The sequence below is a fragment of the Streptomyces sp. PA03-6a genome (assembly GCF_033792765.1).
Classification (GTDB): domain Bacteria; phylum Actinomycetota; class Actinomycetes; order Streptomycetales; family Streptomycetaceae; genus Actinacidiphila.
This window is the reverse complement of sequence record NZ_JARAVK010000001.1, coordinates 77,295-90,889: the sequence shown is the minus strand read 5'-3', so window position 1 is coordinate 90,889 and position 13,595 is coordinate 77,295. Positions and strand designations below refer to the sequence as shown.

At 69.2% G+C, this 13,595-nt stretch carries 7 protein-coding genes; 4 read left to right on the top strand and 3 right to left on the bottom strand.

Annotated elements, in window-relative coordinates:
• Nucleotides 1-597 precede the first annotated feature (597 nt).
• Nucleotides 598-3,228: a SpoIIE family protein phosphatase gene (locus PV350_RS00360; RefSeq protein WP_500332451.1), complete on the bottom strand. Its 2,631-nt coding sequence runs from the start codon at nt 3,226-3,228 to the stop codon at nt 598-600.
• 98 nt (nt 3,229-3,326) lie between these two features.
• On the opposite strand from PV350_RS00360, the gene PV350_RS00355 reads away from it, so the two are divergent.
• From PV350_RS00355 to PV350_RS00345, 3 genes are all read left to right on the top strand, one after another.
• Nucleotides 3,327-4,589 carry a PucR family transcriptional regulator gene (locus PV350_RS00355; RefSeq protein WP_499509962.1) on the top strand — a complete coding sequence of 421 codons (1,263 nt, stop codon included), beginning with the start codon at nt 3,327-3,329 and terminating at the stop codon, nt 4,587-4,589.
• A gap of 309 nt (nt 4,590-4,898) precedes the next feature.
• The gene (locus PV350_RS00350; RefSeq protein WP_499509963.1) at nt 4,899-5,042 is read left to right on the top strand and encodes a hypothetical protein; all 144 of its coding nucleotides are present in this window, start codon (nt 4,899-4,901) and stop codon (nt 5,040-5,042) included.
• A 29-nt stretch (nt 5,043-5,071) separates the two neighbouring features.
• Complete coding sequence (locus tag PV350_RS00345) at nt 5,072-6,178, top strand: PP2C family protein-serine/threonine phosphatase (RefSeq protein WP_500332450.1); 1,107 nt, start codon at nt 5,072-5,074, stop codon at nt 6,176-6,178.
• Between the two features lie 56 nt (nt 6,179-6,234).
• On the opposite strand, the gene PV350_RS00340 is transcribed toward PV350_RS00345, so the two are convergent.
• Together PV350_RS00340 and PV350_RS00335 are read right to left on the bottom strand one after the other, a co-directional pair.
• A complete protein-coding gene (locus PV350_RS00340; protein WP_499509965.1) occupies nt 6,235-8,232 on the bottom strand; it encodes a SpoIIE family protein phosphatase in 1,998 nt (665 codons plus the stop codon).
• Between the two features lie 295 nt (nt 8,233-8,527).
• On the bottom strand, nt 8,528-9,322 hold the full coding sequence (locus tag PV350_RS00335) for a nucleotidyltransferase domain-containing protein (RefSeq protein ID WP_499509966.1): 795 nt from the start codon (nt 9,320-9,322) through the stop codon (nt 8,528-8,530).
• Between the two features lie 637 nt (nt 9,323-9,959).
• On the opposite strand from PV350_RS00335, the gene PV350_RS00330 reads away from it, so the two are divergent.
• Nucleotides 9,960-13,499 (top strand): S8 family serine peptidase, encoded by a 3,540-nt coding sequence (locus PV350_RS00330; RefSeq protein WP_500332449.1) that lies wholly within the window; start codon nt 9,960-9,962, stop codon nt 13,497-13,499.
• The last annotated feature ends 96 nt before the right edge of the window (nt 13,500-13,595 follow it).

Genomic DNA, 13,595 nt, shown 5'->3' with positions numbered 1-13,595 from the left:
GGCGGTGGTGGAAGTCTCCACTTTTTCCTTCCGGAACGCCTCGCATTCCATTCGGCCCTACCGTTCGGATTCTGTCAGGTCACTCCAGTTCGGGGCTTGACACGGAAAGAGGAATTGGATATATGCAAAATCACCGCTCTGCACAGGCATAAGCGCGTCCCCCACCAGACACCCGCCTCCTGACGGTGACCAAATCTGCTCGGGCGGGGGCAGCCGAAGCGGCGCCTCAGGGGCGCCGGTGTCGTACGGCTGGCGATTCGTGTGAACGGCGAGGATCTGTCCGGGTCCCTCGTCTCCCTACGTCCAGCTGACGGGCCGTCGGTGGGCCGTTGTGACTTCATCCCCCCGGGCGTGACCTCCGCCCGGCCACTCGGCGTCCCTGGGAGGGATGTGACCCGGTTCCGTATTCGTTCCCCGCCGGCCTGGCTGGTGGCCGGCTTGCTTCTTGCTGTCGGCTGGTCGGCCGGCTGCGACGACCGGGCGCCCACCGGACACTCGCACTCCATCAGCCAGCCGGCGCCGGAGGACGGCTCCTTACCCAGTAGGGTCTCGAGCCCGAAGGCCAGACGGATGTATGCACGGCCCCGGTGTCGACGCTCAGCCGTGTCCGGGCAGATCCTGTTCCGCCCAGACGACCTTGCCGCCGGTCGTCCAGCGGCTGCCCCACCTGTGCGAGAGCTGGGAGACCAGGAGAATGCCGCGACCGCCTTCGTCGCTGCTGCAGGTGTGGCGCAGGCGCGGGAAGGACTTTCCGGCATCGGAGACTTCGCAGGTCAGCAGCCGATGTTTGATCAGACGAAGGGAAACGGGTCCGCTGCCGTGACGGATCGCGTTGGTGACCAGTTCACTGGCGATCACCTCCGCGTCGGCGGCCAGGTCCTCCAAGCCCCACTGGGTCAGTTGCCGGGTCACCAGTGCACGGGCGCGGCAGACGACGGCGGGGTCGCGGGGCACGTCCCATGAGGCGGTCTGGACGGGGGTCAGCGAATGGGTCCGGGCCACCAGGAGCGTGATGTCGTCAGAGGGTGACCGGGGCGACAGCGCCTCGATCACCGCCGAGCAGAGCGCTTCCAGAGACCGCCGGGGCTGGGCCACGAGGGTCGCGCCCAGCCGCCGCATCCCGGTGTCGATGTCACTCTCGCGGGCCTCGACCAGGCCATCGGTGTACAGGGCGAGCAGGGACCCGTCGGGGAGGTCCACATCCACCGATTCAAAGGGCACCGATCCGATGCCGAGGGGAGCCCCTGTGGGCAGGTCGGGAAACGTCACCCGGCCTTGCGGATCGACGATCGCGGGCGGGGGGTGCCCGGCCCGAGCCATCGTGCACCGCCGGAAGACCGGGTCGTAGACGGCGTAGAGACACGTGGCGCCGACGGCGGCGAAGGCCCCGTGGTCGGCGTCGGCATCCTCGTCGGCCTGGTGCCGGACCGTGTCGTCGAGATGGGTCAGCAGTTCGTCGGGAGCCAGGTCCATGTCCGCGAGAGTGCGTACGGCCGTCCGGAGCCTTCCCATGGTCGCCGCGGCGTTGATGCCGTGCCCGACGACGTCTCCGATGACCAGCGCCACCCGGGCGCCGGAGAGGGGGATCACGTCGAACCAGTCGCCCCCGACACCGTTGCCCGCATCGGCCGGCAGGTAGCGTGAGGCCGCCTCGATCGCTGCGCCGCTCCTCGAGCGCTGGGGCAGCAGGCTGCGCTGCAGTGTGAGAGCGGTGGCGTGCTCGCGCGTGTACTGGCGGGCGTTGTCCAGCGACAGCGCAGCCCGGGTGACCAGTTCCTCCGCAAGGAGCAAGTCGTCCTCCTGAAACGGCTCGGGATCCTCGCTACGGATGAACAAGGCGACCCCCAGCACGGCATGACGCGCCAGGATGGGCACGAGCATCATGGAGTGCATTCCGTGCTCACGGATCGCCCGCGCCCGCGCGGGGTCGTGGTCCACCCAGGTGCCCGGTGAGGTGTCCAGGACCGGTTCGAGGTGGGAACTACCGGAGGACAGCACCTTGATCCAGGGCGAGGTCGGCGGGACGAGGATCGAGTCCCCACGCGCCCACGGCGACTCCGGGGTGCCCGAGTGGATCGAGGCCAGGCCCGCGCGGCGGAAGGTCTGGCGGCGCTCCCCCGTCGAATGGACCGGGACCGTCGGCTCTTCGCCGAGCGGGACGAACTCCGCGAGGTCGACGACTGCGTAGTCGGCCAGGAGGGGCACGGCGAGGTCGGCCAGCTCCTGGCCGGTCCGCATCACGTCCAGGGTGCTGCCTATCCGGGTGCCGGCCTCGCTGAGGATGGCGAGACGCTCGTGCGCCCGTTGATTGCTGGTGACGTCCGCGGTCAAGGAGCACACCCCCAGCGGTCGACCGTGGCTGTCGTGGAGGCAGAAGAACGACGCCGCCAGGGCACGTTCCCGGGACTGGTCGTTCACGGGCGACGCCCGGTATTCGTACGCCGCGCGAATGCCGCTGTTCAGCGCCTGCCGCATCACCGCCTCGAGCGCTTCGGATTCGAAGCCAGGTCGCGCATCCGCAAGGCGACGTCCCAATCGCCGGTCATGGGGTACGCCGTCCAGCCGTTCCATGACCTCGTTGACCCAGGTGCAGCGCAGTTCCAGATCGCGGACCACGACGCCGATCGGCGTGCGCATGAGAAGCGACTCGCGCACCGATCCGGTGGTCGCCGACGACGACAGCGCGGCGATGTCGGTGCCGGAGACGAGCCAGTGGAGATTCCCGTCCAGTCCCCACAGCAGCGAAATCCGCACCCCCACGTGGAGCGTGCGGCCGTCGCGATGTCGAACCGCCGTGGTGCCGGACCAGCCGCCCCGCACGCGGCACTCCTCGACGAACGCCTGTACCTGCCACATGCTCCGGGACAGGGGCATCACGAACCAGACGGGTTGGCCCACCACCTCCCGGGCCGAGTAGCCGACGAGCCGTTGTGCGGCGCTCGTCCACGCGACGACCCGCCCCTCGGAATCGACCATCGCGATCGCGGAATCGGTCGTCTCGAGGGTCGTGTACTGCTGCGTGCTGAGGCTGCCTCGGTAGGTGTCGGTCACTGAGGACCATCTCCTCGAATGGATCTGTCTCGAAGCGAGGGCCGGCGTGCGCCGACCGCCGCAGAACGGATTCGGGGCGATCCCGCCAAAGGACGACGCTAGGGGTGGGAGGCACGGCAGCCACTGGGCGCGCAATACGACCTTCGCGCGGAATTTGGTGCCGTTGAACCAATCCACATGAGCGGGCTGCGTCCGTACGCGCTGTCGGGGGCATGCCTGTCCATCACCGGGCAGAAGAGCAAGAAGTTCATGAGGCCCGCTGTAGAATCGTGACCATGGTTGCGGAATATCCCGGCGCAGTAAAGCAACTGTCCGTGGTCGCGGAGAACGTAGGGTCACACCTGTCGGCGGTAAGCCGCGACATAGGGCAGAATCTGATTGCCGAGATCCCGGATCTCAGGGGCGACGAGACCGTCGTCAAAATTCTCCAGGCGAGCGTCACGGAAAACGTCGCCACCTTGCTGCACATTTTCGAGAACGACATTCCGCTGGACAACGTCGAGGGGCCCGTGGCCGCCTCGGAGTACGCCAGGAGACTCGCGCAACGGAATGTCTCCGTCAGCGCGCTGGTCCGGGCCTACAGGATCGGCCATTGGCGGTTCATGCAGTGGTGCCTCGATGAACTTGACCGGCAGGGCGCCGACAGGGATCTGTGGGCCGCCACCAATCGGCACATGTTGCAGGTGAGTTTCGGCTACATCGACCGGGTGACCGAGCACGTCATCGACGTGTACCAGTTCGAACGGGAGCACTGGCTGCTCAGCCAGACCGCCGTGCGCGCCGCGCGGGTGCGGGACATCCTGGCCGAGCAGGATGTCGACCTCGACTGGGCGGAATCGGCACTTGGTTACCGACTCCGGCAACATCACCTCGGAATGGTGGCTTGGCTGCCTCCGCTGACCGGTGAGGGAAATGGACTGTCCCGGCTCGGCCGGATGGCCCATGTGATCGCCAAGGAATTCCAATGCCCCGCCAGGCCGCTTTTCGTCCCTCGCGACGAGATTCTTTCGTGGGTCTGGCTGCCGTTCGGCTCGCGTGTCGATGTTCCCTGGGATCGGCTGTCGAATATCGCCGAGCGCGGTGATCATTCCGTGCACGCGGGTTTCGGTGGCATGGGATTCGGAATCGATGGATTTCGCTCTACGCACCGGCAGGCACTGCACAGTCAGGAGCTCGCGTCCATGGCCGACCCGGCACCGCGGTTCACCGAATACTCCCAAGTCGCTCCGGTCGCCCTCATGGCCGGGAACATCCAGGACTTGCGCACCTGGGTGCAGGGCGTCCTGGGTCCGTTGGCCACCGACAACGAGAGCTGCGCACGGCTGCGGGAGACCGTGCAGATCTTCCTGAACAACGGTTGCAGCTACACCGCGACCGCCGGCGCCCAAATTCTGCACAAGAACACCGTGCAGTACCGCATCCGGAAAGTCGAGGAGACGCTGGGACACCCTGTCCAGCTGGGGCACACCGATCTGGAGGTCGCGTTGCTCGCGGTCCAGTACCTCGGCTCGACCCTACTTCGCCCCAGCCCCGCATGACCGCCGGATCGGTGTCCGTGAGGTGTGGGCCACCGACTTCGTACGGTGAGACAAGGCTGTGCCTGTGGTCGCGGGCTCTTGGCTCGGGCCATGAGCGCACCTGTGCGCGGCAGGGCCGGAGTCAGCGGCCTCTGGACCACCCTAGGCTGCCTCGACAGAGGTCAACCACGACCAACGACCCTCCGACGAGTGATTGTGCGTTGGCAACAAGCTGTCGCCATGGATTCGTACGGTCAGGACATGGTCGCCGCCTCACCTCCTTCACACGCTGGACGGTCCAGGGCTGGTGAAGCGAGGAGGCTGATCGCGATGAATCCGGAGCTCGGCGCGCAGTTCGGGAACCACCACAGTGAGATCTTCATCGACGTGCTGTCCGGCGGGCTGCCCACTAGGCCCATGGTCGGGCAGAGCGCAGGCCGCGCCGGCGCCGTCGCCTCTGTCGGGCGTCGCTGATGGCGCGGCCGACTGCACCGCTCACTCAGGTGATCGCCCAGAAGGGGCTCTCCCCGCGGATGTGGGAAGAGGGCCGGCCGTTCTCGCCGGCGCTCCTGATTCCGCTGCTCGTGATCGTGCTGGACACGGTGACCGCAGCCTTCACGCCCCACCTGCAGTTCTACCGGTTGATCGGGGCAGCGCCGGCGCTGGCCGCCGCGATGTTCTCCGTGGCCGGCACTCTGGGCATCGGGCTGCTCGCCCTGATGGCCGGGTTCGCCATCTCCGCCGCCGACCACACTCTGGGCCGGACACCGGGCAATTTCACCGTGCTCGCAATCATTGTCGTCACCCTGGCCGCCGCTTACGCCAGCCGGGTACGGCAGAACCGGGAGCACACCCTCGCCGAGGTCCGCTCCGTGGCGGAGACCGCGCAGCGGGTGCTGCTGCGCCCACTCCCGCAGCACCTCGAAGACATCGACGTCGAGGTGCTCTACCAAGCCGCCGCCGCGCAGGCCCGCATCGGCGGCGATTTCTACGAGGCGATGCAGACACCCCACGGGGTGCGGCTGATCATCGGCGACGTCCGCGGCAAGGGACTTCCGGCCGTCGAGGTCGCCTCGGTCATCCTCAGCACGTTCCGGGTGCTGAGGATGAGCGCGCCCGACCTGCCGTCCCTGGCAGGACACATGGAGACCGTCATGAGCCACTACTCCCGAGACGTCCCCGACGACGCGCTGGAGCGCTTCGCCACCATCGTGCTCGTGGAAATCCCCGCCGGAGAACCGATCGCGCGCGTGCTCAACTGCGGCCACCCTCCGCCACTGCTGTTGCACGGCGACCAAGTGCGCGAGGTGGAACCCAGCGCGCCGTCGCCCCCCATCAACATGGCGGACCTCCTCGAAGACCGCTATCGGGTCGACACCATTCCCTTCGCCGCCGGCGACCGCCTGCTGCTCTACACCGACGGCGTGAGCGAGACCCGCGACCGTACCGGGACCTTCTACCCCCTCGTCCAGCGCGTCCGCCGATGGGCCCTCGCCCCGCCCCGCCGGCTCCTCGACCTCCTCCACCGGGACCTGCTCGCCTACGGTCACGGCACCCACGACGACGACCTCGCCGCCCTCGTCGCCCTGCGCCTCCCTCCACACCCCTGACGCACCCCGGCACCCACGTGGGGGCCGTACAGAGGGTGCGCGAGGAGCGGGCGCCGTCACGTGCGCTGGATGACCAGCACGGCCACGTCGTCGGCGTGGTCCACCGCGACCGCGGCGTCGAGGATGCGGTCGGCGGTCTCCTCGGTGTTCAGTCCGTCGTGGAGGGCTGCGCCGGCCAGTGTTCCGGCTCGCTCCAGTCCGGCTTCCAACGTCAGGCCCGGTCCTTCGACGACGCCGTCGGTGACCATGATCAGCGCGCTGTCCTTGTCCAGGGTGAAGGTCTCCTCGCGGTACTCGGTGTCGGGCACGACTCCAAGGAGCGGCCCGCCCGGCAGCTCGTGGATGCTGTGGCTGCCGTCCTTGTACGCGCACAACAACGGCACGTGGCCGGCGCTGGCGCCGGTGACCTGCCCGTCGTGTGGGTCGAGATGCAGCATGGTGCAGCTGGCGAATCGTGCCGCCTGCATCGTGACGAGCAGTTCATTGGTGCGCGTCAGCACGGTTGCCGGATCCGGTTCGTGAGCGGCGATCGCACGCATGGACAAACGGACCTGCCCCATGAGGGCCGCAGAGGCCACGTCGTGCCCTTGGGCGTCGCCGATCTCCACTGCGATGGCGCCGTCGGACATGACGAAGGCGTCGTACCAGTCCCCGCCGATGTCCAGCCCGTGCCGGCTGGGCCGGTAGCGGGCGGCGACCTCCAGGCCCGCGAGGTCCTCGGGCAGCGTGGGGAGCATGGTCTGCTGCAGCGCGGTGGCCAGCTCGACTCGTGCCTGCTGCAACCTGATGCGCCGCAGTGCCTGGCCTGCCAGGTCGGCCAGCGTACCCATGAGGGTCATCTCGTCCAAGGACGGCCGGTATCCGCTGCCATGGGTCACCAGCCACGCCCCGAGTGGCTGATTGCCGGCTTCGCTGAGGGGTGTGATGGAGACGGCGTAATCGGAGCCGAGCCGGGCGAGCCGCGGATATTCGGCCCCCTGCGGCCAGCGGTGGATGTAGTCCCTGAGACCGGCGATGAACTGTGGCGTGCCGGTGCGGATCGCTTCGGGCACCGGGCTCGGATGGTCCAGCGGCAGGCCGTGCAAGGGGCCGGCCTCCCACATGGCTATCCCGGCATCGGTGGAGACGCGCAGGCGGCCGTCGTCGACGAGCGCGAACAGGGCACCGGTGGCACCGAAGGTTGCGGCGAGCCGGGTCAGAGCGATCTGCTGCAGTTCCTGCTCCGTGGCTGCGGTGATCAAGGCGGAGGAGAAGTCGGCGATGTCTTTGGCGCGCTGCCGCTCTGCAGTCAGTGCGGCCTGCGCCTTCTCCTTGCGCTTCGCCTGCTTGGTGTCGTCGCGGACCACCCCGAAGATCCGCTCGGGTCCGCCGTATCCCAACTGGATTCGAATGGTCTGGGCGGCCAGTTGGTGCCAGGCGTCGTGCTGGGGGAGGTACCGCAACTTCACCCAGGAGGGTTGCCGGGTGGAGGTCGAGCGCAGGAGCTGCCGCAAGGCCTCCCGGTCGTCAGCGTGCACCGCCGAGATCACACGGGAAAGCGACACAGTGGGTGCCGGGAAGAGCGCGGCCAGGGAGGGTGCGCCACCGAGCCACTCCAGCTGGCGTCCCTGGGGTGCGTACATCCACAGGCCGAGATCGGCGGCCTCGGTGGCCAGCCGGAACGGGATCAACAGGCTCGCCAGGTCGTTCCGCGCATCCAGGGCGTGCACCCAGACCAACGGCTCGTCCCTTGCGGGATCCTTCACCTGCCGCGCCTCGATCAAGCAGGCAACGGGTGCGTCGCCCGGGCCGGGGAACTCCAGCACCCGCATCGCGACCGCCTTGGACCTGGCGGCTTGGGCCACGAGGCTCTCGGCCGACATCCGCTGGCTTGCGGGCAGCAGATCGCCGAAATCACCTCCCAGGCGCTGCTCATCGAAGTCACGTCCCAGGCACTGCTCCGCCGGCCCACCGAGCGCTGTGGCCATCGCAGCGTTGAGGCCGAGGATGGCACCGTCCAGCGTCAGAAGAGCCGCCGGGTCAGCCCCTCGAAGGAGTTCGTCCAAGGCATCCATTTATGGCTCCCCGACAAATACCAATACGTCCTCTTCTCCATTTTCGCTCATTTCTCCACGACTTCTTGGCGGAAGATGTGTTTGACCACTTACGTCGAGTGACGGCGGCAGGGACTCCGCCGGAAGGCGGTAAGCCGCCCCGCCCCTCCCTTCATGCAAGGCGGCACTGCACACTCGCGGCCACAGGTGGCCCCGCCTGGTGCGACGCCTGGAGCAGCCGTACGCGGTCGACTGCGGTCTCCGGGTACTGCCGCCGGCCGCCGGCCGCCGAACAGTGCACACCGAGGAGACTGGCTCAGCTCGTCTGGTCGATGACGTCGCGGAGGTACTGTACGGCGAGCTTCTCGGCGCGAGGGTGACGTTCGATCGCCACTCCGGCCTCCTCGAGCCACCGTGTGTAGAGCGTGACGCCGGCGAGGAGGGCCCGGCCGGCGTCGTGCCGGTCGTAACCGCACAGGGTCGCCCGGAGGTCACGCGCCTCGTCCGGTGCGATGGATTCGAGATGGCGCACGCCGCGGGGGGCCGCACCCACCCGGAGAGCCGCCAGGGGGCCCAGTACGGCCTCGCGCAGGTAGCCGAGGAAGCCGATGACTTCGAACAGTTCACCGCGGCCGAGTTTCGTCGCGCCGTAGTGCAGCCAGGTCCAGAACCGGTCCTCGATCCACTGGAGGTCGAACGACGCGGTGGTCGGCGGGTGCTCCGCAAGTGAGGTGGCAAGGCGGCCGTCGCGGTCCCACAGGACGTGCGGGTCCTCGGTGCGGTCGGCGAAGTCGGAGCCCCGCACGAACTTGAAGTCGACGTGGAGGAGGGGCGGCCCGACGAGCGTGATGACCAGGCGGGGTTCGCCGACGTGCTCCCCGGTGAATCCGGCCACGAGGGCGGCCCAGGAACCGATCAGCGTGAGACGCTCCGCCATGACCGAGTCGAACGCCTCGTCGTCGATGACCACGATCAGGTCCACATCGGAGTAGATGTCGGGGTGTCCACCGGCGATCGACCCCGCGACGGCAACACCACTGACGCGGTCGTCCTGTCGGATCCGCGGAAGCACGTCGTCGAGGAACCGGCCGTGCAGGGAGGGGACGTCCATGGCATTCCTTCCGGTCGGGGCAAAGTCTTGCAACGTAGCAGGCTGTTGGACTGCATCTCCAAGGAGTTAGCGGCACGGACACCCCGGTGGCGGATCCCCACTCGCCCGCGCCGGCACGAACACGATCGAGCACACTGTCACCACCGTTTCCGTCGTTGCCCTCCCCCGCGGCAGGCGAGGGATGCGGCGCGCGTCCGCCCTGGCTGCCGCCTGCACCAACCGGCGCCCGGGGGCCACTTCTGCCGCAGGCGGGACGGCACGACACGACTGAGCGCCCACCGCGGAACGCATCGTTGCCCCGAGTTTCACAAGGTGGAGGCACCACTCTTCACAGTGAATTCATACGTGCATATGATCACGTCGCCCAGGTGACGCCACCCGCTGCGGTGTGACGCCCCTGGACGGCAGGGGGCGATCGTCCCCTGCCCGGACCCAACCAGGGAAACCCTTGAAGCGACACCACAGACGCTGGAGCGTGCCGGTCATCGCCGGCGCTTCGGTACTCGCCCTCACGAGCCCGATCACGGCTCAGGCAGCCGCCCCTTCCGACGCACCCACTCCATCACGCGCATCCGCATCCGCCGCGGACCATGTGCCCGCGGGCGAACACACCGTCACACTGATCACCGGCGACGTCGTGACCACCAGTCAGGCCGCCCGGGGCGGCGGACAGTCCGGGGGCACCGTCACCGTCCGCGGTGCCGACGGACTGCCGGCGCGGACCCGCATCATGACGTCGGGCGACGACCTCTACGTCTACCCCGAGTCCGCCCTGCCCTTCCTGGCCCAGGGCACGCTGGACCGGCAGCTGTTCAACGTCACGGACCTGATCGCGGACGGATACGACGACGCACACCGCGCCCGGCTGCCGCTGATCGTCTCCTACACGCAGCCCGGCGGCGCACGCCGCTCGTCCGCCGTCCCCGAGGGCGCGGCCCGGGTGCGGAACCTGGACAGCATCCAGGGCGCCGCGCTGACCGCTGACCGCTCCCGCGCGGACGACTTCTGGAAGTCCGTGGCCGGGGCGGCGGTGAGCGACGGCGCCCGGTCCCAGAACGCCCAGCCGTCCTTCGGCGGCGGCATCTCGCACATCTGGCTCGACGCCCCCATCCACGCCGACCTCGCCGACAGCACCACGCAGATCGGCGCCCCGCAGGTCTGGCAGGGCGGTGACACCGGGCAGGGCGTGGACGTCGCCGTCCTCGACACCGGCGTCGACGCCGGCCACCCGGACCTGGCGGACCGCATCGCGACCCGCCAGAGCTTCGTACCGGACGAGAACACCGACGACCACGCCGGACACGGCACCCACGTCGCGTCCATCATCGCCGGAACCGGTGCGGCCTCCGGCGGCAAGGAGAAGGGCGTCGCCCCGGGCGCCCGCCTGAGCATCGGCAAGGTGCTGGACAACCACGGCGGCGGACAGATCTCCTACGCCCTGGCCGGCATGGAGTGGGCGGCCGTCGACCGGCACGCCAAGATCATCAACATGAGCCTCGGCACCAGCCAGGTGTCCGACGGCACCGACCCGATGAGCCAGGCCATCGACCGGCTCAGCGCCCAGACCGGCGCGCTGTTCGTGGTCGCCGCCGGCAACTACGGGGAGGATCCGAACACGATCGTCGCACCGGGGGCGGCCTCCTCGGCGCTGACCGTGGGCGCGGTCGACTCGGCCGACTCGCTCGCCTCGTTCTCCAGCAGGGGCCCCCGTATCGACGGTGCGCTGAAGCCCGAGATCACCGCCCCCGGCGTTGACATCCTGGCGGCCAACTCCCAGTTCGACGGGAACGACCAGGGCGCCTACCAGTCCATGAGCGGCACGTCGATGGCCACACCGCACGTCGCGGGCGCCGCCGCCCTGCTCGCCGCGGCCCATCCGGACCTCACCGGGAGCCAGTTGAAGGACCTGCTGGCCAGCAGTTCCCGGCAGACCCCGACGTACGACGCCTTCGAGGCCGGCAGCGGCCGGCTGGACGTCGCCGCGGCAGCACGGGCCGGGGTCTTCGCCTCGGCGACCGCCTTCGCCGCCCAGTACAAGGGCGGCGCCCTCCAGCGTCCGGTGACGTACACCAACGTCACCGACGCGCCGGTCGCGCTCTCGCTGTCCGTCGACGCGGCGCACGCCCCGTCCGGGATGTTCCGCCTGTCGGCCTCCCAGGTGGTCGTCCCCGCGCACGGCTCCGCCAAGGTCACGGTGACGATCGACGGCTCGGCGGGCACCGCCAAGGAGCACTACTCGGGCCAGGTGCTCGCGACGGACACGGCCGGCCGGGCCGTGGCGCACACCGCCGTCTCCCTCGGCTTCGCGACGATGCACAAGCTGACCCTGACGTTCAAGGACTCCGAGGGCAATCCCACGTCCGGCGACGTCATGCTGATCAAGGCAGGGAGCAAGGACCCCGTCCCGGTCGGCGTCGGCCCCTCGGGCACCGTGGAGATCTTCGTGCCCGACGACGTGTACTCGGCCCTGTCCTACCAGGAGGTCCAGGGCGTCCACGGTCCCCACTCCAGGGGCCTGGCACTGCTCGGCGACCCCGACGTGCTCGTGGACCGGGACACCACCGTCACGTTCGACGCCTCCAAGGTCAAGCGCATCGACATGACCACCCCGCAGCGCAGCGACGTGACGTTCCAGAAGCTGGGCTACAACCGCGTCATGAACGGCGTCAGGTCGGGTCTGTCCGCCGAGAGCGTGTACTACGACAGCATCTGGGCGCAGCCGACCACCCACGAGGTCACCCACGGGGACTTCCAGCTGACCGCCCGTTGGCGCGCCGAGAAGCCGGCACTGGCCGTCTCCACCCGTACGACCGAGTTCACCGGCATCCTGCGCCAGGAGGGCATCACGCCGCTGGCCAGGGGCACCTACAAGCTGCCGCTGGTCTTCGCCGGCCAGGGATCGAGCGAGGACTACGCCCACCTCGACGCGCGCGGCAAGGTCGTGGTGGTCCGCCACAGCGACGACGTCAGCGACCTCGATCAGGCGGCCAACGCGATCGCCGCGGGCGCGAAGCTCATGCTCGTCGTGGAGAACGGCTACGGCCGCCCGGTGCGCTCCTACGCGCCGCTCGGTCAGCGGCCCGTCGCCCTCGACGTCGGCCTGCTCGGCACCGAGGAGGGCGAGAAGCTCATCCGGCAGGCCGCGGACGGCGGGGCCAGGATCACCGTCGGCTCCGAGACCGCGAGCCCGTACGTGTACGACCTCGCGCACGCCTGGCACAACGAGATCCCGTCGAAGATGACGGTCAAGGGCGACACGAAGAACCTCGCCCGGATCGACGTCACCTTCGCGAGCCCGAAGCCGGACGTTCCCGGCGCCGAGTTCCGCTTCGAGTGGCTCGACGGCGTCGACTGGTCCTCCGGCCCCATCATGCCGGAGCCCGCGAACGGCAAGCGGACCGACTGGGTCTCCACCGACGGTGTCCGCTGGCACCAGGAGGTGTTCGCCGAGTCCATCGGGTTCGAGGAGGGAGCGAAGACCGCCTACCGGGCCGGCAGCAGGCAGTCCGAGGAGTGGTTCAAGCCGATCCAGCGCCCCTTCCTGAACGACGCCTTCTTCAACAACCTGCCGCCCACCCGCAACGGCAGCCTCCTGTACGTCGACATCCCGGCCTGGGGCAGCGGCAACCACGTCGGGTGGAACCAGGACCCGGCCGTGACCCAGCAGCAGACGCTCTACCAGGGCAACACCCAGCTGGGCCAGGGGAACTTCACGAACGTCTGGGGAGACGCCCCCAGCCGCGGCAAGCTGCCGTACAAGCTGGTCGTCACCGGCGAGCGGGACGTGACCTACACCCCGTACTCCTCCCGTACGCGCACCGAGTGGGACTTCACGTCGGCGCAGCCGACCGATGCCGCCACCGTGGTGCTGCCGCTGGTGCAGCTCGACTACCGGATCGGCACCGACGCGGCAGGGCGTGCCGGGCGGCACGACACCCTGTCCGTCACCGCCGCCCACCTGCCGGGCGCCAGCCTCGCCGGCAAGCTCGGCGCGGTTGGCGTGGAGCTGTCCTACGACGACGGCCGGACCTGGCACAGGGCCGCTTGCGGCAGCGACGGGCGGTTCCGCCTGGACGCCCCGGACAAGGCGTCCTTCGTGTCACTGCGGGCGACCGCGAAGGACTCGGCGGGCAACTCGGTGCACCAGACGGTGATCCGGGCCTTCGGCCTGCGCTGAGGCGCGGCCGTTCACGCACCCGCCACGGGTGCGGTGCGGCCGGTCCGTCCGCGGTGGTCCGGCCACCGCGGACGGACCGCGCACACGCTCGCGGAC

Coding starts and splice junctions, on each gene's coding strand:
- PV350_RS00340 (WP_499509965.1), bottom strand. CDS start 8,232: ATGGATGCCTTGGACGAACTCCTTCGAGGGGCTGACCCGGCGGCTCTT.
- PV350_RS00355 (WP_499509962.1), top strand. CDS start 3,327: ATGGTTGCGGAATATCCCGGCGCAGTAAAGCAACTGTCCGTGGTCGCG.
- PV350_RS00350 (WP_499509963.1), top strand. CDS start 4,899: ATGAATCCGGAGCTCGGCGCGCAGTTCGGGAACCACCACAGTGAGATC.
- PV350_RS00335 (WP_499509966.1), bottom strand. CDS start 9,322: ATGGACGTCCCCTCCCTGCACGGCCGGTTCCTCGACGACGTGCTTCCG.